At 67.7% G+C, this 22,146-nt stretch carries 18 protein-coding genes and 1 pseudogene; 15 read left to right on the top strand and 4 right to left on the bottom strand.

Going from position 1 to position 22,146, the window contains the following annotated elements; genetic code table 11:
* Positions 1–72: 72 nt before the first annotated feature.
* The 3 genes from shn_RS26825 to shn_RS26815 are packed head-to-tail and all read left to right on the top strand — an operon-like array spanning position 73 to position 2,356.
* Positions 73–1,152, top strand: coding sequence for an Ldh family oxidoreductase (locus shn_RS26825; protein WP_064333578.1), 1,080 nt, complete (start codon positions 73–75; stop codon positions 1,150–1,152).
* Positions 1,152–1,937, top strand: coding sequence for a hydroxypyruvate isomerase family protein (locus tag shn_RS26820; RefSeq protein ID WP_064333577.1), 786 nt, complete (start codon positions 1,152–1,154; stop codon positions 1,935–1,937). Before shn_RS26825 ends, shn_RS26820 begins: the two co-directional genes overlap by 1 nt.
* The gene (locus shn_RS26815; RefSeq protein WP_064333576.1) at positions 1,934–2,356 is read left to right on the top strand and encodes a cupin domain-containing protein; all 423 of its coding nucleotides are present in this window, start codon (positions 1,934–1,936) and stop codon (positions 2,354–2,356) included. The genes shn_RS26820 and shn_RS26815 overlap by 4 nt, the downstream gene beginning before the upstream one ends.
* 81 nt (positions 2,357–2,437) lie before the next feature.
* On the opposite strand, the gene shn_RS26810 is transcribed toward shn_RS26815, so the two are convergent.
* On the bottom strand, positions 2,438–3,517 hold the full coding sequence (locus tag shn_RS26810; RefSeq protein WP_084438532.1) for a low specificity L-threonine aldolase: 1,080 nt from the start codon (positions 3,515–3,517) through the stop codon (positions 2,438–2,440).
* 78 nt (positions 3,518–3,595) lie between these two features.
* Positions 3,596–5,005, bottom strand: a complete 1,410-nt coding sequence (locus shn_RS26805; protein WP_064333575.1) for a short-chain fatty acyl-CoA regulator family protein — start codon at positions 5,003–5,005, stop codon at positions 3,596–3,598.
* A gap of 119 nt (positions 5,006–5,124) precedes the next feature.
* On the opposite strand from shn_RS26805, the gene shn_RS26800 reads away from it, so the two are divergent.
* From shn_RS26800 to mce, 5 genes are read left to right on the top strand one after another with little or no spacing between them, the layout of a single operon-like run.
* Positions 5,125–6,657 carry an acyl-CoA carboxylase subunit beta gene (locus shn_RS26800; protein ID WP_064333574.1) on the top strand — a complete coding sequence of 511 codons (1,533 nt, stop codon included), beginning with the start codon at positions 5,125–5,127 and terminating at the stop codon, positions 6,655–6,657.
* Positions 6,658–6,671: 14 nt separating this feature from the next.
* On the top strand, positions 6,672–6,974 hold the full coding sequence (locus shn_RS26795) for a hypothetical protein (RefSeq protein ID WP_245337469.1): 303 nt from the start codon (positions 6,672–6,674) through the stop codon (positions 6,972–6,974).
* Positions 6,974–8,992, top strand: coding sequence for an acetyl/propionyl/methylcrotonyl-CoA carboxylase subunit alpha (locus shn_RS26790; RefSeq protein ID WP_064333573.1), 2,019 nt, complete (start codon positions 6,974–6,976; stop codon positions 8,990–8,992). Before shn_RS26795 ends, shn_RS26790 begins: the two co-directional genes overlap by 1 nt.
* Before the next feature lie 40 nt (positions 8,993–9,032).
* Positions 9,033–11,171 carry a methylmalonyl-CoA mutase gene (gene scpA / locus shn_RS26785; protein ID WP_064333572.1) on the top strand — a complete coding sequence of 713 codons (2,139 nt, stop codon included), beginning with the start codon at positions 9,033–9,035 and terminating at the stop codon, positions 11,169–11,171.
* A gap of 7 nt (positions 11,172–11,178) precedes the next feature.
* The gene (gene mce, locus shn_RS26780) at positions 11,179–11,580 is read left to right on the top strand and encodes a methylmalonyl-CoA epimerase (protein ID WP_064333571.1); all 402 of its coding nucleotides are present in this window, start codon (positions 11,179–11,181) and stop codon (positions 11,578–11,580) included.
* A 9-nt stretch (positions 11,581–11,589) separates the two neighbouring features.
* Here mce and shn_RS26775 read toward each other — a convergent pair whose 3' ends face one another.
* Positions 11,590–12,588: an AraC family transcriptional regulator gene (locus shn_RS26775; RefSeq protein WP_064333570.1), complete on the bottom strand. Its 999-nt coding sequence runs from the start codon at positions 12,586–12,588 to the stop codon at positions 11,590–11,592.
* A 320-nt stretch (positions 12,589–12,908) separates the two neighbouring features.
* Here shn_RS26775 and shn_RS26770 point away from each other — a divergent pair, with 320 nt between their 5' ends.
* Entirely contained in the window at positions 12,909–14,027 is a 1,119-nt protein-coding gene (locus tag shn_RS26770; protein ID WP_064333569.1) for a branched-chain amino acid ABC transporter substrate-binding protein, read from the top strand.
* 167 nt (positions 14,028–14,194) lie between these two features.
* On the opposite strand, the gene shn_RS26765 is transcribed toward shn_RS26770, so the two are convergent.
* Entirely contained in the window at positions 14,195–15,052 is an 858-nt protein-coding gene (locus tag shn_RS26765) for a LysR family transcriptional regulator (protein ID WP_064333568.1), read from the bottom strand.
* 92 nt (positions 15,053–15,144) lie between these two features.
* Here shn_RS26765 and shn_RS26760 point away from each other — a divergent pair, with 92 nt between their 5' ends.
* The 6 genes and pseudogenes from shn_RS26760 (at position 15,145) to shn_RS26735 (ending at position 22,026) form a co-directional block, all read left to right on the top strand.
* A complete protein-coding gene (locus shn_RS26760; protein WP_064333567.1) occupies positions 15,145–16,476 on the top strand; it encodes an aspartate aminotransferase family protein in 1,332 nt (443 codons plus the stop codon).
* 13 nt (positions 16,477–16,489) lie between these two features.
* Positions 16,490–16,948, top strand: a complete 459-nt coding sequence (locus tag shn_RS26755; protein ID WP_064333566.1) for a cobalamin B12-binding domain-containing protein — start codon at positions 16,490–16,492, stop codon at positions 16,946–16,948.
* On the top strand, positions 16,945–17,937 hold the full coding sequence (gene meaB / locus shn_RS26750) for a methylmalonyl Co-A mutase-associated GTPase MeaB (RefSeq protein ID WP_064333565.1): 993 nt from the start codon (positions 16,945–16,947) through the stop codon (positions 17,935–17,937). Before shn_RS26755 ends, meaB begins: the two co-directional genes overlap by 4 nt.
* A pseudogene (locus shn_RS26745) lies at positions 17,934–19,633 on the top strand (methylmalonyl-CoA mutase family protein). The gene meaB and the pseudogene shn_RS26745 overlap by 4 nt, the downstream one beginning before the upstream one ends.
* 9 nt (positions 19,634–19,642) lie before the next feature.
* Positions 19,643–20,392, top strand: coding sequence for an enoyl-CoA hydratase/isomerase family protein (locus shn_RS26740; RefSeq protein ID WP_064333564.1), 750 nt, complete (start codon positions 19,643–19,645; stop codon positions 20,390–20,392).
* A gap of 2 nt (positions 20,393–20,394) precedes the next feature.
* Positions 20,395–22,026, top strand: a complete 1,632-nt coding sequence (locus shn_RS26735) for an AMP-binding protein (RefSeq protein ID WP_245337468.1) — start codon at positions 20,395–20,397, stop codon at positions 22,024–22,026.
* Positions 22,027–22,146: the final 120 nt, after the last annotated feature.

Raw genomic sequence — 22,146 nt, 5'->3', positions numbered from 1 at the left:
CATCCACGCCGATGCCTGACCGGCCGCCTCCCTGCGGCCGGGCGGGCGGTCGCAACCCTCCGGGAGCCCAAAATGGCCGAAACGCTTTATTTCCGAGCCGAAGACCTGACCCGATACGCCAAAGCCCTGTTCCTCTCCGTGGGCATGAGCGAGGCGGACGCAGCGCTGATCGCGGGCGACCTCGTCAAGGCGAACCTGCGCGGCGTCGACAGCCACGGCGTCAGCCGCATCCCGATGTATCTGGAGCGGCTGAAGCGCGGCCTCGTCAATCCGCGCCCCGAGGTGAAGGTGACGAAGGCGGCGGGCGCCGTCGCCGCGGTCGACGGCGACAACGGCATGGGCTTCATCGCCTCCGACATCGCCATGAACGCCGCCTGCGACATTGCCGGCGAGATGGGCATCGGCCTTGCCGGCGTCCGCCGCTCCACGCATTTCGGCATGGGGGCATGTTATGCGCTGCGCGCCATCGAGCGCGGCTTCATCTCGATGATCTTCACCAATTCCTCGCCCGCCATTCCGATGTGGGGCGGGCGCACCACCTTCCTCGGCGCAAGCCCCATCGCCGCCGGCATCCCCGGCGGCAGGCACCCGCCCTATGTCATGGACATGGCGATGACGGTCATCGCGCGCGGCAAGATCCGGCTCGCCGCCATGAAGGGCGATCCGATAGCCGAGGGCCTGGCGCTCGATGTCGACGGCAACCCCACCACGGACGCCGCCAAGGCCTTCGAGGGCGTCTGCCTGCCCTTCGGCGGCGTCAAGGGCTCGGTGCTGGCGACGCTGATGGACCTGATGTCCGGCGTCCTCACCGGCGCGAACTTCGGCGGCGACGTGAAAAGCCTCTATTTCGACCATTCCGAGCCGCAGAATGTCGGCCACCTGTTCTTCGCCATCAAGCCCGACCTCTTCCTCTCGCTGGACGATTTCGGCGCCCGGATGGATGAATTCTACGAGCGCATCAAGCGGCTGCCGCGCGCGGCCGGCGTCGACGAGATCATGATGCCGGGCGAGCCCGAGCAGCGCCGCGAGGACGAGCGCCGCCGCACCGGCATCCCCGTCACCGGCAATGTCGTCGCGGACCTTGCCGCCGAGGGCGCGGCCGCCGGCATCGCCGTGCCGGAAGGCAGCGCGGCCCCGTTCGAGGCGGCCTGATGAACCGCCTCTCCGCCCATATCGGCTATCTCTACGCAGACCTGCCGCTTGCCGAGCGGCCGGCGGCGGCGGCGCGCGACGGCTTCACCGCCGTCGAGCATCCCGAGCCCTGGGCCGTACCGGCGAAGGAGATGCGCGCCCGCCTTGCCGATCTCGGCCTTGCCTTCTCGCAGGTCACCTCGGGCATGGGCGATGCGGCGAAGGGCGAGAAGGGCCTTGCCGCGCTTGCCGGCCGCGAGGCGGAATTCCGCGCCGGCTTCGACCGTGCGCTCGCCTATGCACAGGAGGTCGGCTGCCCCTTCGTCCATCCCATGGCAGGCGTGCCGAAGGGCGGTGTCGTGGATGCGGCCGAGACCTACCGGCTGAACCTCTCCTGGGCGCTGAACCGCGTTGAGGGCAGCGGCGTGCGGGTGCTCGTCGAGGCGATCACCATTCCCGGCTACCACATGGGCAGCCTTGCCCTTGCGGCAGACCTGCAGGACCAGTTCCACGGCCGTTTCGCCCTCTTGTTCGACACCTACCACGCCGCCGTGCTGGGCGAGGACCCGCGCCGCTGGATCACGCGGAATGCCGGCCGCATCGGCCATGTCCATATCGCCGACCATCCCGGCCGCCACGAGCCGGGAACCGGCACGCTCGCCTTTGAACCCATCCTCGCCGCCCTCACGACGGCGGGCTATGCCGGCGCCATCGGCTTCGAATACATCCCCTCCGCCGCGACATCCGCCAGCGCCGCCTTCCTGCCCGGCTGGAAGCGGCTCCTTTCCGAAAAGGTTTCGCCATGACCGCCATCACCTCCGTCAACCCCGCCATCCTGCGCCCGCACGAAATGAAGACCAACGACCGCGGCGGCGGCGCGCGCACCACGCCGCTCGTCACCCGCCGCTGCGGCTCCACCAGCATGATCAACGGCATCACCGCCTTCGATCCCGGCGCCGCCATCGGCCTGCATTTCCACAATTGCGAGGAAAGCGTCATGGTGATCGAGGGCGAGGCGATCGCCGAGATCGACGGTGTCGAGCACCGTCTCGCCACCAACGACACGACCTGGATCCCCGCCAACGTGCCGCACCGTTTCATCAACGCGTCGGACAAGCCGATGCGCATCTTCTGGACCTATGCCACGGTCGACGCCACCCGCACCATGGTCGCGACAGGCGAGAGCCGGTCGATCGACGCCGAACACGGCCACGCACCGAAATGACGGAGAAACCCCTGCCGCCGGTCGCCACCCGTTCGGCGGCCGCGGCCCTCTGACGGGCGGGGCATGGTGCGCAGCCTTTTTCTATGGGGCGGCATGACCTTGCGGATCGGCCCGCAGCCGCGCCAGCGCTGCGACGATCGCCCGCCCGGCAGCCTCCACGTCCCCGGCTGAAATGTCGAGATGGGTGACCATGCGGATGCGGCTTTCGCCCTCGACATTGACGCGGACCGCCTCGCCGAGCAGCGCTTCGGCCAGGGCGCGCGCGGGCACGCCCGTTCCGGAAAGGTCGAGAAAGAGGATGTTGGTGACGGCGCCCCCCGGCTGCAGGGCAAGGCCGGGCACCGCGCCGAGCAGCGCCGCGAGCCGCCGGGCATTGGCATGGTCCTCCGCCAGGCGCGCGACATTGTGGTCGAGCGCATAGAGCCCCGCGGCGGCGAGGATGCCGGACTGCCGCATCGCCCCGCCGAGCCGGTGCTTCCAGACCAGCGCTTCCTCGATGAAGGCCTCCGGCCCCGCCAGCACGGCGCCGACCGGGCATCCCAGTCCCTTGGAGAGGTCGATCCAGACGCTGTCGCAGGGCGCGGCGAAGCGCGCCGCCGCAAGGCCGGTGGCGACAGCGGCGTTGAGCAGCCGCGCGCCGTCCATGTGCAGCGCAAGCCCCTTCTCCTGCGCCAGCGCCTTCAGCGCGAGGATATCCGCCTCGGGCCAGATGCGCCCGCCGCCCCGGTTGGTGGTCTGCTCGATGGCGATGACCCGGCTGCGCGGCGAACGGTGGCGCGGCGCACGCAGCCGGCGGGCGACGTCCTCCACGGAAAAGAGGCCCGTCGCCGTCTCGATCGGCCGGAACTGCGCGCCGGAAAGCGCGGCCGCCCCCGCCCCCTCCGAGCCGAAGACATGGGCGTTCTCCGCGCAGACGATCTCGTCCCCCGCCCGGCAATGGACGAGGAAGGCGATCTGGTTCGCCATCGTCCCGGAGGGCAGGAACAGCGCCTTCTCCTGCCCGAGAAGCCCGGCCACCCGCGCCTCCAGCGCCAGCGTCGTCGGATCCTCGCCCCGCTGCTCGTCGCCCACGGGCGCCGCCGCGATGGCCTGGCGCATGCCCTTGGAGGGGCGCGTCGCGGTGTCGGCGGCAAGATCGATGAGGCGGGGCTGTATCGGCATTGTCAGCTCTGTCCTTCCGGTGTTGGAAACCGGCCGGGACTATGCAGGGGCCGCCAGGCGAAAGGCAAGCCAGGCTCCTCAGGCAAGGCGGTAGGGGATCGTCTCGCGGATGTCGGGATCGACCTGGAGGCGGCCGCGGATCGGCGGGACGGCGCGGCTCGGACAGTTGCCACGCTCGCACAGCCGGCAGGAGATGCCGATCGGCTCGAAGCGCGAGCGCTCGCCGATCGCAAGGTCGTCCGCATAGACGAACTGGTCGGCATAGGAGACCTCGCAGCCGAAGGCGAGCACATAGCCCGTGCGCGTGGCGGCAAAGCCGCCGGTGCCCTTGAAGGTCTGCGTCGCAAGACAGAGATAGCGCACCCCGTCGGGCGTTTCGGCGAGCTGGCGGATGATGCCCTGCGGCACCTCGAAGGCCCGGTGGGCGTTCCACAGCGGACAGGCCGCGCCGAAGCGGGCGAATTGCAGCTTCGTCGCGCTGTGCCGCTTGGTGATGTTGCCGGCGCGGTCGATCCTCGCGAAGAAGATCGGCACGCCCTTGTTGCCCGGCCGCTGCAGCGTCGAAAGCCGGTGGCAGACCTGTTCCAGCGAGGCCTCGAAGCGGGCGGAGAGAAGTTCGATATCGTGGCGCAGTTTCTGCGCGGCGGAAAGGAAATCGCTGTAGGGCATGACGAGGGCGCCGGCGAAATAATTGTGCAGGCCGATGCGACAGATGTCCTTCGCCTCGTCCGTGCGGAAATTCGCCCGCTGCACGATCTCCTCGATCTCCCGCGCCGCATGGAGCTGGGAGATCTGGTGGGCGAGCTGGAAGACCTGCGTCGGGTTCGCCGAGAGCCGGTTGAGGGTCAGGACCTTCCGGTCGCGGTCGTAGTGGCGCAGCGGGCCGTCATTGGTCTCGGCGAAGGAGACCGAGACGCCGAACTGCCCCTTGAGGCGGCCCACGAGGGCCGATTTCCGGTCGAAGCCCGCGCCGTAGAGGCCGGCCGCCAGCGTTTCGGCGAGAATATCGAGCGCGTGCACGTAGTTGTCGACGAAATGGAAGAAGTCGCGCACCTCCTCGTAGGGCGTGGCGCCGAGGCCGGGGGCGTTCTCGCGGTCGTGGTCGAGGCTCGCCAGTTGCTCGCTCTTGCGGCGATAGGCCTGGTGGGCGAGCACCAGCGCATGGGCGAGCGCCGGGGCATTCTGCGAAATCAGCTTGAGTTCCTGGAGGGAAGGGCTGAAACTCTCGAAGATCGGGTCGGCGAGCGCCTCGCTGAGCGCCGAGAGCAGCCGGTCGGTCTCCCCGCGCGAAAGCTCGCTGATGTCGAGGTTGAACTTGTCGGCGAGCTGCAAGAGCACGGCGGCGGAGACGGGACGCTGGTTGTTCTCGATCTGGTTGAGGTAGCTGGTGGAGATGCCGATGCGCTTGGCGAACTGGCTTTGCGTCTGCTGGCTCGCCACGCGCAGCTCGCGCACCTTCAGGCCGATGAACAGTTTTCCGAGAGCCATGTTCGCAATTTCGCAAGTTTCAATTCGCGAATTTATAATTCCACATTCGCGCCCGATCAAGACTTCAGCAAACCTGTGCAAACCGGTATGACTACCAGACGACACCAGTGGGAGCCTTCATGCGCGACATCCTTGAACAACTCGAACAACGCCGCAGCGAGGCGAGGCTCGGCGGCGGCCAGAAGCGCATCGACGCCCAGCACGGCAAGGGCAAGCTGACGGCGCGCGAGCGCATCGAGGTGCTGCTCGACGAGGGCTCCTTCGAGGAATACGACATGTACGTCACCCACCGCGCCGTCGATTTCGGCATGGCGGGGCAGACCTTCGCGGGCGACGGCGTCGTCACCGGCTGGGGCACGATCAACGGCCGACAGGTCTATGTCTTCAGCCAGGATTTCACCGTGCTCGGCGGCTCGCTGTCGGAAACCCACGCCCAGAAGATCTGCAAGATCATGGACATGGCGGTGCGCAACGGCGCCCCGGTCATCGGCCTCAACGACAGCGGCGGCGCGCGCATCCAGGAGGGCGTCGCCTCGCTCGCCGGCTATGCCGAGGTGTTCCGCCGCAATGCGGAGGCCTCCGGCGTCATCCCGCAGATCTCCGTCATCATGGGCCCCTGCGCGGGCGGCGCCGTCTATTCGCCGGCCATGACCGATTTCATCTTCATGGTGCGCGACACGTCCTACATGTTCGTGACCGGCCCGGACGTGGTGAAGACCGTCACCAACGAGATCGTCACCGCCGAGGAACTCGGCGGCGCCGGCACCCACACGAAGAAGTCCTCGGTCGCCGACGCGGCCTATGAGAACGACGTCGAGACGCTGGAGAATGTCCGGCTGCTCTTCGATTTCCTGCCGCTCAACAACCGGGAGAAGCCGCCGGTCCGCCCGTTCCACGACGATCCCGCGCGCCTCGAAATGCGCCTCGACAGCCTCGTGCCCGAAAGCTCGACCAAGCCCTACGACATGAAGGAATTGATCCTGGCGCTGGCCGACGAGGGCGATTTCTTCGAATTGCAGGAGGCCTTCGCCCGCAACATCATCACCGGCTTCATCCGGCTGGAAGGCCAGACGGTCGGCGTCGTCGCCAACCAGCCGATGGTGCTGGCCGGCTGCCTCGACATCGATTCCGCCCGCAAGGCCGCGAAATTCGTGCGCTTCTGCGATGCCTTCTCGATCCCGCTGCTGACCCTTGTCGACGTGCCCGGCTTCCTGCCCGGCACCGCGCAGGAATATAACGGCATCATCAAGCACGGCGCCAAGCTGCTCTTCGCCTACAGCCAGGCGACGGTTCCGATGGTCACGCTGATCACCCGCAAGGCCTATGGCGGGGCCTATGACGTCATGGCCTCCAAGCATATCGGCGCCGACGTCAACTATGCCTGGCCGACCGCCGAGATCGCCGTGATGGGCGCCAAGGGCGCGACCGAGATCCTCTACCGCTCGGAACTCGGCGATGCGGAAAAGATCGCCGCCCGCACGACGGAATACGAGGCGCGCTTCGCCAATCCCTTCGTCGCCGCCGAGCGCGGCTTCATCGACGAGGTGATCATGCCGCATTCCTCGCGCCGGCGCATCGCCCGGGCCTTCGCATCGCTGAAGAACAAGCAGGTGGAGACGCGCTGGAAGAAGCACGACACGATACCCCTTTGACGAGGGCGGGGAGGATGCAACGGCCGGAACTGACGCCGGAGGAGGCGCGCAAGGATCACTGGCACATGCTGCGCTTCATGATGCTGCATGCGCTTGTCGGCGGCCTGATCGGCGCGGCGACGGCCGCCGCCGTCATTCTCCTCGATGTCGGCGGCATCGGCACGCGCATCGCCCGCGCGGCGGACCCGGTCATGCCGGTCCTGCTGCTCGTCGTGCCCTTCGCCTCGCTGTTCGGCGGGGCCGCGACGGCCTCGGCCATCCTGCTGATGCCTTACGAAAAGAAATACAAAGACAGACCGGGACCGGAAGACACCTGATGTTCAAGAAAATCCTGATTGCCAATCGCGGCGAAATCGCCTGCCGCGTCATCAAGACCGCCCGCAGGCTCGCCATCCCCACCGTCGCGGTCTATTCCGATGCCGACCGCAACGCGCTGCATGTGTCCATGGCCGACGAGGCCGTGCATATCGGGCCGGCGCCGTCGGCGCAGTCCTACATCGTCATCGACCGCATCCTCGACGCCATCCGCAAGACCGGCGCGGACGCCGTGCATCCCGGCTACGGCTTCCTGTCGGAAAACGCCGCCTTCGCCGAGGCGCTGGAGAAGGAGGGCGTCGCCTTCATCGGCCCGCCGGTCGGCGCCATCCAGGCGATGGGCGACAAGATCACCTCGAAGAAGCTGGCGGCGGAGGCCGGCGTCAACACGGTGCCCGGCCATATGGGCCTGATCGAGGATGCCGACGAAGCGGTGGCGATCGCCTCGCGCATCGGCTATCCCGTGATGATCAAGGCGTCCGCCGGCGGCGGCGGCAAGGGCATGCGCATCGCCTGGAACGACGCGGAGGCGCGCGAGGGCTTCCAGTCCTCGAAGAACGAGGCGAAGAGCTCGTTCGGCGACGACCGCATCTTCATCGAGAAGTTCGTCACGCAGCCGCGCCATATCGAGATCCAGGTGCTGGGCGACAAGCACGGCAACACGCTCTATCTCGGCGAGCGCGAATGCTCGATCCAGCGGCGCAACCAGAAGGTCATCGAGGAGGCGCCGTCACCCTTTCTCGATCCGCAAACGCGCAAGGCCATGGGCGAGCAGGCCGTGGCGCTGGCGAAGGCCGTCGGCTACCATTCCGCCGGCACCGTGGAGTTCATCGTCGACGGGAACCGCAATTTCTACTTCCTCGAAATGAACACGCGCCTTCAGGTCGAGCATCCGGTGACGGAGCTCATCACCGGCATCGACCTCGTCGAGCAGATGATCCGCGTCGCCGCCGGCGAGAAGCTGGCCTTCGGTCAGGACGACGTGCGGCTGAACGGCTGGGCGATCGAAAGCCGCCTCTATGCCGAGGATCCCTACCGCAACTTCCTGCCGTCGATCGGCCGCCTCACGCGCTACCGTCCGCCGGCCGAGGGCAAGGCGGCCGACGGCACCGTCGTGCGCAACGATACCGGCGTCTACGAGGGCGGCGAGATCTCGATGTATTACGACCCGATGGTCGCCAAGCTCTGCGCCTTCGCGCCGGGCGAGGGGGCGGAGGCCCGGCTTGCGGCGGTGGATGCCATGGCCCGCGCGCTCGACGCTTTCGAGGTCGAGGGCGTCGGCCATAACCTGCCGTTCCTGTCGGCCGTCATGCAGCAGCCGCGGTTCCGCGAGGGCCGGCTGACGACCGCCTATATCGCGGAGGAGTTCCCGGACGGCTTTCACGGCGTCGAGCCGGACGGAGAAACCGCGCGGGTGCTTGCCGCCGTCGCCGCCTCGGTCAACCAGGTGATGCAGGCCCGCGCCGTGCAGATTTCCGGCACGATCGGCAACCACCGCCGCGTCCTCGGCAAGGACTGGGTGGTGCGCTTCGGCGAGACCGAGCTTGCCCTGACGCTGGAAACCGGCGTGGAGGGCGCCAGCGTGCGCTTTGCCGACGGCACCGTGCTGCCCGTCGCCGGCAGCTTCGTGCCGGGCTCCACCCATGCCACCTTCACCATTGCCGGCGAGACGGTCGGCATCAAGGTCGATCTCGTCGGCCCGGCCATCCGCCTGCGCTGGCGCGGCATGGACGTCAAGGCCCATGTCCGCTCGGGCCGGGTCGCGGCGCTGGCGCGGCTGATGCCGAAGAAGCAGCCGCCGGACACCTCGAAGATGCTGCTCTGCCCGATGCCGGGCGTCATCACCTCCGTCAGCGTCAAGGCGGGCGATACCGTCGAGGCCGGACAGGCGCTCGCCGTCGTCGAGGCGATGAAGATGGAGAACATCCTGCGCGCGGAACGGCGCGCGGTCGTCAGGCGCGTCGCCGTCGAGCCGGGCGCGAGCCTTGCGGTTGACGAGCTGATCATGGAGTTCGAATGATGGCAGACGACCTTGACCGCAACCGGCAGGAGGGCGCCCGATGACCGAGAAGACGATCGCCGACTGGGAGGCGCTGGCCGAAAAGGAGCTGAAGGCCTCGCCCGAGACGCTGACCTGGCAGACGCCGGAGGGCATCGCCGTCAAGCCGCTCTACACGGCCGCCGATATCGAGGGCATCGATCACCTCGCCTCGCTGCCCGGCTTTGCGCCCTTCGTGCGCGGGCCGCGCGCGACCATGTATGCGGGGCGGCCGTGGACCATCCGGCAATATGCCGGCTTCTCCACGGCCGAGGCCTCGAACGCCTTCTACCGCAAGAATCTCGCCGCCGGCCAGCAGGGCGTGTCGGTCGCCTTCGACCTTGCCACCCATCGCGGCTATGACAGCGACCATCCGCGCGTCGTCGGCGATGTCGGCAAGGCGGGCGTTGCCATCGACAGCGTCGAGGACATGAAGATCCTGTTCGACGGCATCCCGCTCGAAAAGATCTCCGTGTCGATGACGATGAACGGCGCCGTCATCCCCATCCTCGCCAGCTTCATCGTGGCCGGCGAGGAGCAGGGCGTCCCGCGCGAAAAGCTGTCGGGGACCATCCAGAACGACATCCTCAAGGAGTTCATGGTCCGCAACACCTATATCTACCCGCCGGCCCCCTCGATGCGGATCATCGCCGATATCATCGAATATACCGCGCGACAGATGCCGAAGTTCAACTCCATCTCGATCTCCGGCTACCATATGCAGGAGGCCGGGGCGACGCTGGTGCAGGAACTGGCCTTCACGCTGGCCGACGGGCGCGAATATGTCCGCGCCGCGCTGGCCAAGGGCCTCGACGTCGACGATTTCGCCGGCCGCCTCTCCTTCTTCTTCGCCATCGGCATGAACTTCTTCATGGAGGCCGCCAAGCTGCGCGCGGCGCGCCTGCTGTGGACGCGCATCATGCAGGAATTCGAACCGAAGAAGCCGTCCTCGCTGATGCTGCGCACCCATTGCCAGACCTCCGGCGTCTCCCTGCAGGAGCAGGACCCCTACAACAACGTCATCCGCACCGCCTATGAGGCGCTGTCAGCCGCCCTCGGCGGCACCCAGTCGCTGCACACCAATGCGCTGGACGAGGCGATCGCGCTGCCGACGGAGTTTTCCGCCCGCATCGCCCGCAACACCCAGCTCATCCTGCAGAACGAGACGGGCGTGACCAAGGTGGTCGATCCGCTCGCCGGCTCCTATTACGTCGAAAGCCTCACCAACGAGCTGGCGGAAAAGGCCTGGGCGCTGATCGAGGAGGTGGAGGCGATGGGCGGCATGACCAAGGCGGTCGATGCCGGCCTGCCCAAGCGGCTGATCGAGGAGGCGGCGACGCGCCGGCAGGCGGCGGTCGACAAGGGCGAGGAGGTGATCGTCGGCGTCAACAAGTTCCGCCTGGAGGACGAAGCGCCGATCGACACGCTGGAGATCGACAACACCGCCGTCCGCTCGTCGCAGATCAAGCGGCTCGAAGCGATCCGGCGCCGGCGGGATTCCGCCGCCGTCACGGCCGCGCTCGCGCGCCTTGAGGAGACCGCCCGCACCGGTAAGGGCAATATCCTGGACGCGGCCGTCGACTGTGCCCGCGCCAGGGCCACCGTCGGCGAAATCTCCGATGCCCTGCGTGCGGTCTTCGGCAACCATGTCGCCGAGCCCAAGGTCGTCCGCAACATCTATGGCAAGGCCTATGAGGGCGAGCCGGAACTGTCGGTCCTGACGGAGCGTCTCGACGGCGTTGCCACGAAGCTCGGGCGCAAGCCGCGGGTGATGGTGGCCAAGCTCGGCCAGGACGGTCACGACCGCGGCGCCAAGGTGATCGCCTCGGCCTTCGGCGACCTCGGCTTCGATGTGCTGGCGGGGCCGCTGTTCCAGACGCCGGACGAGGCGGCCGCCATGGCCGCGGCGAAGGGCGTCGACGTCATCGGCGTCTCCTCGCTCGCCGCCGGCCACAAGACGCTGATGCCGCAGCTTGCCGAGGCCCTGAAGACGAAGGGCGGCGAGGACATCATCGTCGTCTGCGGCGGCGTCATCCCGCGGCAGGACTATTCCTATCTGATGGACAACGGCGTGGCCGCCGTCTTCGGCCCGGGCACCAACGTGCTCGATGCCGCCCGGACGGTGCTCGACCTGATCGAAGGCCGCCGCAGGAACCAGTGAGGTCAGCATGCTGAAACGCGTCAACCATATCGCCATCGCCGTCCCGGATCTGGCAGCGGCGGCCAGCCGCTACCGCGACCTCGGCGTTGCGACGACCGAGCCGCAGGACCTGCCGGAACACGGCGTGCGCATCGTCTTCGTGGAGTTCGAGAACACCAAGATCGAGCTCCTGGAGCCGCTGGGGCCGAATTCGCCCATCGCCGCCTTCCTGGAACGCCAGCCGGCGGGCGGCATCCACCACATCTGCTTCGACGTGGACGACATTTCGGCGGCCATCGGCACAGCGACGGAAAACGGCATCCGCCTGCTTGGCGGCGGCGAGCCGAAGATCGGCGCGCACGGCCATCCCGTCGTCTTCGCCCATCCCAAGGATTTCCAGGGCACGCTCGTCGAGTTCGAGGAGAACTGACGAAAGACCCTACGCCCCCGCCGCGCCCGCGCTGCGCCGGAAGACGGCCGGGGACTTCCCGGTCCATTTGCGGAAGGCGCGGTAGAAGGCGCTCGGCTCGGAAAAGCCGAGGTCGGCGGCAAGCTGCGTGACGTTGGCATGGCCCTCCGCAAGGGCCTCCATGGCGAGCGCGCGGCGCAGGTCGTCCTTGATCTCCCGGTATGTCTGCCCCTCCAGCTTCAGCCGCCGTCGCAGGCTCGGCGCGGGGATGCGCATGCGCCCGGCCAGCTCCTCGAAGCCCGGCCAGGCCTGCGGCGCGAGGCCGCCGAGGCGCTGGCGGATGGCGGCCGACAGGCCCATGTCGTGCCGGTAGCGTACGAGGATGTTGCCCGGCGCGTGGCGGAGGAATTCCTTCAGCGCGCGCTCGTCGCGGATGGTCGGCAGGTTCAGGAACTCGGCATCGAAGACCAGCCGCGTCTCCGGCTGGTCGAAGCGCACCGGCGCGCCGAAGAACAGGCGGTAATCGGTGCCGACCGGCGGCGCGCTGCAGCGGAAATCGACCCAGCGGATCGGCAGCCGCCGCCCGATCAGCCAGCAATTGACCCCGTGCACGATGATCCAGAAGGTGCGGTAGGCGAAGGCCGAGCGCGGCCCGCCCGCGTCCTTCAGCACGATCTGCGCCAGCCCCTCCTCGACGACCAGCGTGCCGTGCGGATCGTCGAGCACGATCCTCAGGAACCGCAGCGCCCGCCGCAGCGCATGTTCCAGCGTCGCCGTCGAGAGGATGGCCTGGCAGAGCAGCGCGAAGGAGCCGGCGCGCATGGGCCGCGCGCCCTCGCCGAAGAACTCGTCGTCCATGGTGCGGGCCACCGCGTGCCAGAAGGCGCCGTAGCGCTCGGCCGGAATGGGGCCGGTGATGACCGGCGGGAGGCCCGCTTCGGCGAGAAGCGGCGCGGCCTCTACCCCCTGCCGCCGCAGGCATTCGAGCGTGTCGTCCATGAAGCAGGGCGCGATCATGCGGCGTTCCATGCGGCCTGCCCTCCGTCCCTATGGCAAAAGCGATCACGAAATCTGAAACCTTCGGTCATTGCATACCATATTTCTCCGCCGCATCATCCCCTCTCGAAAGAAGGGGAGCCGGGCGGCATGGAGCCGGGGCGCCGCGCCTTCGCCGCCTGACAGGGCGGCCGGCGGGGCAGGGAGCCCGAACCGCCCGCCGGACACAGTCCGACATCATCACGACCGAATGCCTGGCGGGTGTCCTCACGCGCCGGATGGCGTTCTGCGCCGATCGTGGGCAGCGCAGCAAGGCCTCAACCATCGCCCGCAGCCAAACTGGGAGCGCATCCATGAAGAAAATCCTCTTGTCCTCGGTGGTCCTGACATCCCTGGCCCTGTCCGGCGGCAGTGCCTTCGCCGATATCGTCATCGGCGTCGCCGGCCCCATCACCGGCCCGAACGCCGCCTTCGGCGCGCAGTTCGTCAAGGGCGCGGAGCAGGCGGCCGCCAACATCAACGCAGCCGGCGGCGTGCTCGGCGAACAGGTGAAGATCGTCATCGGCGACGACGTCTCGGACCCCAAGCAGGGCATCTCCGTCGCCAACAAGTTCGTCGCCGACGGCATCCACTATGTCGTCGGCCATTTCAATTCCGGCGTCTCGATCCCCGCCTCGGAGGTCTATGCGGAAAACGGCGTGCTGCAGATGACGCCCGCCTCGACCAACCCGCAGTTCACCGAGCGGGGCCTGTGGAACACCTTCCGCACCTGTGGGCGCGACGACCAGCAGGGCAGGGTGGCGGCGGCCTATATCGCGGCCAATTTCAGGGACGCGAAGATCGCCATCGTGCATGACAAGACGCCCTACGGCCAGGGCCTCGTCGACGTCGCCAAGCAGGAGCTGAACGGCGAGGGCATCACCGAGGTCCTCTATGAGGGCATTACCGGCGGCGAGAAGGATTTCTCCGCGCTGATCGCCAAGATGAAGGATGCCGACGTCACGCTCATCTATTTCGGCGGCCTGCACACCGAGGCCGGGCTGATCATGCGCCAGTCGGCCGACCAGGGGCTGAAGGCGACGCTGTTCTCCGGTGACGGCATGGTCTCCAGCGAGCTGGCGCAGATCGCCGGCGACGCCGTCGTCGGCACGCTGAACACCTTCGCGCCCGACCCGCGCCGCAATCCGGCGGCAAAGGAGGTGGTCGAGGCCTTCCGCGCCGCCGGCTTCGAGCCGGAGGCCTATACGCTCTATTCCTACATCGCCGTGCAGATCGTCGCCGCCGCCATCGAGAAGACGGGCTCGGCCGAGGATGCGCAGAAGGTCGCCGAGACCATCAGGTCCGGCGGTCCCTGGGCGACGGCGCTGGGCGAGATCGGCTACGACGCCAAGGGCGACATCAACCGCCCCGACTATGTCATCTACGAATGGCGCAAGGGCGAGGACGGCAAGCCGACCTATTTCGAGAAATAGAGCATTTCCAGCAAAAGTGTGAAGCGGTTTTGCGCCCGGAAATGCGGTAAAACAAAGGGTTAGAGCGTTTTCGCGATTCGGAGAAAAGCGGAAACGCTCTAGGACGCACGCATCGCGTCCGGGAACCGGACCGGCCGCGACGGGGAGACCTGCCGCGGCCATCTGCGTCACAGCGTCGGCAGCACCGCGCGGATATGGTCGGCGAAAGCGATCGTCGCGGGTGACGCGTCGCCGTCGGCGAAGGCGATCAGCATGCCGAGATGCGGCAGGTGCGGCAGCGGCGCGTTGAGGATGTGAAGGTCGGGCGGCACGGCCTCCTGCGTCATGACGCAGATCGCAAGGCCGGAGCGGGCAAGGCCGATGAGGCCGGCAAGGCTGTTGCTGGCATAGGAGATCTTGTAGCGCAGCCCCGCCCGCGCCATCGCCTCGCAGGCCGCGCGATGATCCATCGCATTGGAGGCCGGCAGCGCCAGCGGCACCGTATCGCCGAAATCATGCGCCTCCAGCGTCGGCTTGCTGCCGACCCAGACCAGCGGCTCGGTCCGCACGATATTGTCCACGTCGGCTAGATTGGGCGTCGAGACCAGCGCCAGGTCGACCTTGCGCGACGGCAGGAGAGCGCGCAATTCCGCGGTCGGGGCGGAGACCACCTTGATCTCGACATCCGGATAGCGCGTGCCGAAACTCTTCAGCAATATGGGAAAGAACGACAGGAGGTAGTCCTCCGGGCTGCCGAAGACGATGGAGCCGTGCAGGCCCTTTTCGGAAAAGGCGGAGACGGCCTCGTCGTGCATCTTCAGGATACGCTCTGCATAGGCGAGGAAGCGCTCGCCGCTTCCCGTCAGCCGCACGCCGCTGCCGCTGCGGTGCAAGAGGCTGTGCCCCAGCATCTCCTCCAGCCGCTGCATCTGCATCGTCACGGCCGATTGCGTGCGGCCGACCTGCACCGCCGTGGCGCTCAGCGAGCCGGAATGGGCGGCATTGACGAAGGTGATGAGCAGGCGAAGGTCCAGCGGTCCCAGCATATCAGTTTTCCTTATATCGGAATCAAAATACTATCAATTTTACAGAGACCCTGCCAGCCGGTATCGCTTTTGAAACGGCATCGGAGGCTCACATGTCACGCAATCAGGACCCCGCCTTCTGGGCGGCCGCACGCAAGCATCTCATCCGCTACGGCGGCAGCTTCGACCCCGCCATCATCGAACGTGCCGAGGGCTGCTTCGTCTTCGATGCGGACGAGCGCCCCATCCTCGATTTCACCTCCGGCCAGATGAGCGCGCTCGTCGGCCATTCCCATCCGCACATCGTCGCCACCGTCCAGCGCCAGATGGGCGCGGTGGCGCATCTCTTCAGCGGCATGCTGTCGCGGCCCGTCGTGGACCTTGCCGCGCGGCTGGCGGCGCTGGCGCCGGGGCTCGACCGGGTCATGCTGCTGTCGACCGGCGCGGAATCCAACGAGGCGGCCATCCGCATGGCCAAGCTCGTCACCGGCAGGCACGAGATCGTCGCCTTCTCCAAGAGCTGGCACGGCATGACGGGCGCGGCGAGCTCGGCCACCTACAGCGCCGGCCGCAAGGGCTACGGCCCCGCCATGGTCGGCTCGCTCACCATTCCCGCCCCCAACACCTTCCGACCGCGCTTCCGCCATGCTGATGGCAGCCTCGACTGGAAGACCGAGCTCGACGACGCCTTCGGGCTGATCGACAGCCAGTCGGTCGGCAGCCTTGCGGCCTTCATCGCCGAGCCGATCCTGTCGAGCGGCGGCATGCTGGAACTGCCGCCCGGCTATCTGGCGGCGCTGAAGGAAAAGTGCCGCGAGCGCGGCATGCTGCTCATCCTCGACGAGGCCCAGACCGGCATCGGCCGCACGGGCACCATGTTCGCCTTCCAGCGCGACGGCGTGACGCCGGACATCCTGACGCTCTCCAAGACGATCGGCGCCGGCCTGCCTCTGGCGGCCGTCATGACGACGGCGGAGATCGAGGACATCGCCCATGAGAAGGGCTACCTCTTCTACACGACCCATGTCTCCGATCCGCTGCCGGCGGCCGTGGGCCTTGCCGTGCTCGACATCGTGGAGGAGGAAGGGCTGGTCGCACGCGCCGGGCGGCTCGGCAGCCGGCTGTTCGAGGGCCTGTCGCAGCTCAAGCAGCGCTTCGACTGCGTCGGCGACGTGCGCGGCCGAGGGCTGATGCTCGGCGTCGAGATCGTCAATCCGGACCGCAGCGCCGACCACGAGCTTGGCAGCCGCATCGCCGCCGAAGCCTTCCGCCGCGGGCTCAGCATGAACATCGTCAAGCTGCCCGGCATGGGCGGCGTGTTCCGCATCGCGCCGCCGCTGACGATTTCCGAGGAGGAGATCGACATGGGCCTTCGCATCATCGCCCAGTCCATCGAGGCGGCATCCGTCTCCGGTGCCCGCGCGCCGGGCATCGCGGCTGAATAGGGAGAACGAGGGGATGCACGACGCGAACCCTGCCGGCGAAAGCCTTTCCACCGGGCCGGCCGAGACCCCCGACACCATCCGCGTCCTTGTCGCCAAGCTCGGCCTCGACGGCCATGACCGGGGCGCCAAGGTGGTGGCGCGCATCCTGCGCGATGCGGGCATGGAGGTCGTCTATACCGGCCTCTACAAGACGCCGAAGGACGTCGTGCAGGCGGCGATCCAGGAGGACGTCGACGTCATCGGCGTCAGCCTGCTCTCCGGCTCGCATGTCCCGCTGTTCCGCGAACTCGGCCGCTGTCTGCGCGAGGAGGGGGCGGGGCATATCCTCGTCGTCGCCGGTGGGGTCATTCCCGAGCAGGACTACCCCGCGCTGCTGGAGGGCGGCGTCGATGCCATCGTGCCCCAGGAGGCCCGTTCCGACCTGATCGTCACGACGATCACCGATCTCGTCACGGCGCGTGGCCGGATATGACGGTCGTCACCCATTCCGCAAGTCCGCGACGGGCGGCCTATGTCCCCTCGGCCGACCTGGTGAAGGACGTGCTGTCGGGCCGGGCCATCGCTATCGCGCGGATGATCTCGCGCGCGGAGGAGGGGTATCCGGAGGCCGCCGCGGCGCTGGCGGAACTCTACAGGCTCGGCGGCAAGGCCCATATCATCGGCATTACCGGCGTTCCGGGGGCGGGCAAGTCGACCCTCGTTTCGGCGCTGATCAGGGCCTATGCCGCCGGCGGCCACAAGGTCGGCGTCATCGCCGTCGATCCGAGCAGCCCCTATTCCGGCGGGGCGATCCTCGGCGACCGCGTGCGAATGAGCGAGACGGCAGCGGCCGGCGGCGCCTTCGTGCGCAGCATGGCGACGCGCGGCCATCTCGGCGGGCTGACGCGGGCGACGCTCCAGGCGGTCGACGTGCTGGATGCGGCGGGCTACGACCCCGTCATCATCGAGACCGTGGGCGTCGGGCAAGACGAGGTGGAGGTGGTGACGGCCGCGCACACCGTCGTCGTGCTCTCGGCGCCGGGCCTCGGCGACGACATCCAGGCGATCAAGGCCGGCATTCTGGAAATCGCCGACATCCACGCCGTCAGCAAGTGCGACAAGCCGGAGGCCGCCGCGACGGTCTCGGCGCTGCGCGGCATGCTGGCGCTCGGCGGCGAGCGGCCCGGTTCCCGCCGGGCGCCGCCGGTCCTGCCGGTCAGCGCCGTCTCCGGCGAGCGCATCGGCGAACTGAAGGACGCCATCGGCGCGCATTGGGCGCATCTCAACGAGAGCGGCGAACGGGCCGAGCGCCAGCGCGCCATGGGCCGCACCCGCATCCTCGGAACGGCCCGGCATCTCTTTCAGCAGAAATTCCAGGAAGCACCCGAAACGCTCGAAAGGCAGATCCGGGCGGTGACGGAACGGCGGATGGATCCCGCCGTCGCCGCGCGCGCCCTTCTGGGTTGGGAGGAAACACCATGAGCAACGCCCATCTCTTCTCCGCTTCCGCCATCGACGCCATCCGCGAAAGCCAGGCGGAATGGGAGGAGGGCGCCCTTGCCGCCTTCCTGAAAAACCGGCCGGAGGAAAAGGACGTCTACGAGACGGAGAGCGGCATCCCGCTGAAGCGGATCTACACGGCCGCCGACGTCGCCGACATTCCGGCCGAGGAATTGGGCTTTCCCGGCGCCTATCCCTTCACCCGCGGCGTCTACCCGACGATGTATCGCGGCCGCCCCTGGACGATCCGCCAGGTCGCCGGCTTCGGCAATCCCGAGGCGACGAACCAGCGCTACAAATACATGATCCAGACCGGCCAGACCGGCCTTTCGACCGACTTCGACCTGCCGACCCTGCTGGGGCTCGATTCCGACGATCCGATGGCCTTCGGCGAAGTCGGCCGCGTCGGCGTCGCCATCGACACGATGGACGATATCGACCGCCTGTTCGACGGCATCGACCTGGAAAAGATCTCCGTCTCGCTGACGATCAACCCCTCGGCCTGGGTGGTCTATGCCATGTTCGTCGCCGTGGCGGAGCAGCGCGGCTGCGACCTTGCCAAGCTGACCGGCACCTTGCAGGCCGATCCGCTGAAGGAATATGTCGCCCAGAAGGAGTGGATCTATCCGGTCCGCCCGGCCGTGCGGCTCCTGCGCGACCTCATCATGTACAGCGCCAGGGCGACGCCGAAGATCAATCCCGTCAGCCTCAGCGGCTACCATCTCTCCGATGTCGGCGGCAATGCGCTGCAGGAGATCGCCTTCACCATGGCCTTCACCATCGCCTATTGCGAGGAGGTGACGAAGGCCGGCATGGATATCGACGATTTCGCCCCGCGCCTGTCCTTCTTCTTCATCAGCCACCAGGATTTCTTCGAGCAGATCTGCAAGTTCCGCGCCGCGCGCCGCGTCTATGCGAAGATCATGGCGGAACGCTTCAAGGCCGGGAAGCCGGAATCCATGCGCCTGCGCGTGCATGTGCAGACGGCGGCGATGAGCCTCACCAAGGTCGAACACCACAACAACCTCATGCGCACCGCCATCCAGGCGCTCGGCGCGGTGCTCGGCGGCTGCCAGAGCATGCACACCAACGGCCTCGACGAGGCCTTCGCCATCCCCACCGAGGAGGCGATGAAGCTTGCCATCCGAACCCAGCAGATCATCCGCGAGGAGATCAACGTCACCTCGGTGATCGATCCGCTCGGCGGCTCCTATTTCATCGAGCGGCTGACCAGGGACATGGAGACCGAGATCTGGAAGATGCTCGACGAGGTGGAGGAACGCGGCGGCGCGGTCAAGCTGGTGGAAGAAGGCTGGTTCCAGCAGAAGCTCGCCGATTCCGCCTATGCCACCTTCAAGAAGATCGATTCCGGCGAGAAGATCTCGGTCGGCGTCAACAGGTTCGCCGACGAGGCGAGCAGCACCGCCGAAGTGCATATCCACCCCTATGACGAAGCATGTACGCAATTGCAGATCGACCGGCTCCAGGCGGTGCGGGCGAACCGGGACGATGCGCGCATCCGCACTCTGCTGGCCGAGCTGGCGGAGGAGGCACGCTCCGACGACACGAACCTCCTGCCCAAGACCATCGAACTGGTCAAGGCAAGGGCGACGCTCGGGAGATCTGCGGCGCGCTGCGCGGCGTCTGGGGCGCCTATGCCGAACCGATGATCGTGTGAGGCGGGGCGATGAACGAGACTGTCCTTTCCACCCTCGAAGGGCCGATCGCCTGGATCGCCCTCAACCGACCGGAGCGGCTGAACGCCATGAACCGGCCGCTCGTCGACGGGCTGATCGCGGCGCTTTCAGCCGCCGAGGCGAACGACGCCGTCCGCGCCATCATCCTCCATGGCGCCGGCCGGGCCTTCTGCTCGGGCGACGATCTCAAGGACCTCGACGCGCAGACCGCATCCGAAGCCGAGACGCAGGACTGGGTGGAGGCCATCCAGGCCGTCACGCACCACATCATGCGGTCGCGCAAGATCGCGATCGCCGCCGTGCACGGCTGGTGCGTCGGCGGCGCGCTGGAATGGGCGATCAACTGCGATTTCCGGCTCTTTGCCGAGAACACCCGCTGGTTCTTCCCCGAGGTCGGCTACGGCCTGTTCGTGACGGGCGGCGTGACCGCGCTCCTGACCAAGCAGGTCGGCCCGCAGGTCACCAAGGAACTGCTCATCCTCGGCGAACGCCACGATGCGCACAAGGCGCTGGAGACCGGCATCGCCTGGAAGGTCGTGCCCGACGACACCTTGCTCGATGCTGCCCGGCAGCTCGCCCTAGCGGTCGCCAGCCGCCCGGCGGGCGCGGTGGCGGATGTCAAGCGCGCCATCAATGACGGCTTTCACTCCTCCCTCGAAGACGCGATGGCGCAGGAGACGGCGGCCACGGTCCGCGGCTTCCTCTCTCCCGAGGCGCAGGCAAAGGCAAAAGGGTTCTGACCGTGTCCATCATTCCCGCCTTCTCGTCCCTTTCGCCCGTTCCGGGCCTTCACGACGACGAGATCGAAGAGCGTGTCCTGCCGAAAATCCTCGTCAGGCAGGCCGAGCGCTTCGGCTCCAGCCCCTTCCTCGACATCTGCGGCCGCACGGCGAGCTTCGAGGAGATGCTGGACCTCACCTGCCGGCTTTCCGGCGGCCTTCGCCGGTTGGGCGTCGGCCGCGCCGACCGGGTGGCGATGCTGCTGCCCAACTGCCTCGAACTGATCGCCACCTGGTTCGCCGTCTCCAGCCTCGGGGCGATCGAGGTGCCGAACAATCCGGGGCTGAAGGGCGACCTGCTCTGCCACAATCTCAACAATTGCGGGGCGGAGGTGCTGGTCGCCGATGCGGCTGCCCTGCCGGAACTCGCCATCGTGCAGGACCGGCTGCCGGCGCTCCGCACGCTCATCCTCGTCGGCGCCGATCCCGTAGAGGCGCGCGCGGCGGGGATCCGGATCGGCCGCATCCTGCGTTTCGAGGAATGCCTCGCATCGCCCGCCGCCCTCGACCTTTCGGCCGTGCACTACAGCGACCCGATGGCGATCCTCTATACGTCGGGCACGACGGGCCCGGCCAAGGGCGCGCTGATGTCGCACCACCATTGTTACGCCTGGGCGGCGGCGATGGCGGCCAATCTCGGCTACCGCACGGATGACAGCTACTTCTCCGCCCTGCCGCTGTTCCACACCGATGCGCAGATGTTCGGCGTCTACCTGCCGCTGATCTACGGCACGCGGACAACGCTCGTCGACGGGTTCAGCGCCTCGCGCTTCTGGGCGCAGGTGCGCGACAGCGGCGCGACGGCGACGAACCTTCTCGGCGCCATGGCCGTCATCCTCCTGCGCGCGCCGCCGGAGGCCCGCGACGGCGACAATCCGGTGCGGGTCTGCCAGTGCATTCCCATGGTGCCGGACAAGGCGGCGTTCGAGAAACGCTTCGGCATGCGCCTCGTCACCGGCTATGGCCAGACGGAGACCAGCTTCGTGACGCTCGACACCGTCGACGACACAAGGCCCGGCTCCTGCGGCAGGGCGCATCCCGACTGGGAGGTGGCCGTCGTCGACGACAGGGACCGGCCGCTGCCGCCCGGCAGCATCGGCGAGATCGTCTCGCGGCCCAGGAAGAGCTGGAGCATGTTCTCCGGCTATTACCGCGCCGAGGCCAAGACGGTCGAGACGCTGCGCAATCTCTGGTATCATTCGGGCGATGCCGGCGTGATGGACGCGGACGGCTGGCTCTACTTCAAGCACCGGCTCAACGAGGCGATCCGCCGCCGCGGCGAGAACATCTCCGCCTACGAGGTGGAGACGCTGGCCGAGCAGCACCCCGACATCGTCGAAAGCGCCGCCTTCGGCATCGCCTCCGAGTTCACCGAGGAGGACATCATGGTGGTGGCCTTCCGCCGCCCCGGATCGACGCTCGATGCGGCCGGCCTGCTTGCGCATTTCAGGGCGAACGCGCCGCGCCACATGGTGCCGCGCTATATCGAGATCACCGATGCGCCGCTGCCGCGCACGCCGACGGAAAAGGTGGCGCGCAGCGTGTTGCGCCAGCGCGGCCTCGGCCCGGCGACCTTCGACCGGGGATCGCGCTAGGCTGCGCGGCCCGGCGGGGCCGTGGTGACGCGGCGATCCGCACACATTCGCTTGAAGAAGGGGGAACAAATTGCAGTCGTTTGCGTTCCAGCGTACACTACAGACGGGAGAATCGACACT

This window comes from Shinella sp. HZN7, assembly GCF_001652565.1.
GTDB classification, from domain to species: Bacteria; Pseudomonadota; Alphaproteobacteria; order Rhizobiales; family Rhizobiaceae; genus Shinella; species Shinella granuli.
The sequence above is the reverse complement of the archived record's forward strand: the minus strand, read 5'-3'. Positions and strand labels throughout refer to the sequence as shown.

Coding starts and splice junctions, on each gene's coding strand:
- shn_RS26795 (WP_245337469.1), top strand. CDS start 6,672: ATGCAACGGCCGGAACTGACGCCGGAGGAGGCGCGCAAGGATCACTGG.
- shn_RS26825 (WP_064333578.1), top strand. CDS start 73: ATGGCCGAAACGCTTTATTTCCGAGCCGAAGACCTGACCCGATACGCC.
- shn_RS26810 (WP_084438532.1), bottom strand. CDS start 3,517: ATGCCGATACAGCCCCGCCTCATCGATCTTGCCGCCGACACCGCGACG.
- shn_RS26760 (WP_064333567.1), top strand. CDS start 15,145: ATGTCACGCAATCAGGACCCCGCCTTCTGGGCGGCCGCACGCAAGCAT.
- shn_RS26775 (WP_064333570.1), bottom strand. CDS start 12,588: ATGGAACGCCGCATGATCGCGCCCTGCTTCATGGACGACACGCTCGAA.
- shn_RS26800 (WP_064333574.1), top strand. CDS start 5,125: ATGCGCGACATCCTTGAACAACTCGAACAACGCCGCAGCGAGGCGAGG.
- scpA (WP_064333572.1), top strand. CDS start 9,033: ATGACCGAGAAGACGATCGCCGACTGGGAGGCGCTGGCCGAAAAGGAG.
- mce (WP_064333571.1), top strand. CDS start 11,179: ATGCTGAAACGCGTCAACCATATCGCCATCGCCGTCCCGGATCTGGCA.
- shn_RS26815 (WP_064333576.1), top strand. CDS start 1,934: ATGACCGCCATCACCTCCGTCAACCCCGCCATCCTGCGCCCGCACGAA.
- shn_RS26740 (WP_064333564.1), top strand. CDS start 19,643: ATGAACGAGACTGTCCTTTCCACCCTCGAAGGGCCGATCGCCTGGATC.
- shn_RS26770 (WP_064333569.1), top strand. CDS start 12,909: ATGAAGAAAATCCTCTTGTCCTCGGTGGTCCTGACATCCCTGGCCCTG.
- shn_RS26820 (WP_064333577.1), top strand. CDS start 1,152: ATGAACCGCCTCTCCGCCCATATCGGCTATCTCTACGCAGACCTGCCG.
- shn_RS26765 (WP_064333568.1), bottom strand. CDS start 15,052: ATGCTGGGACCGCTGGACCTTCGCCTGCTCATCACCTTCGTCAATGCC.
- shn_RS26755 (WP_064333566.1), top strand. CDS start 16,490: ATGCACGACGCGAACCCTGCCGGCGAAAGCCTTTCCACCGGGCCGGCC.
- meaB (WP_064333565.1), top strand. CDS start 16,945: ATGACGGTCGTCACCCATTCCGCAAGTCCGCGACGGGCGGCCTATGTC.
- shn_RS26790 (WP_064333573.1), top strand. CDS start 6,974: ATGTTCAAGAAAATCCTGATTGCCAATCGCGGCGAAATCGCCTGCCGC.
- shn_RS26805 (WP_064333575.1), bottom strand. CDS start 5,005: ATGGCTCTCGGAAAACTGTTCATCGGCCTGAAGGTGCGCGAGCTGCGC.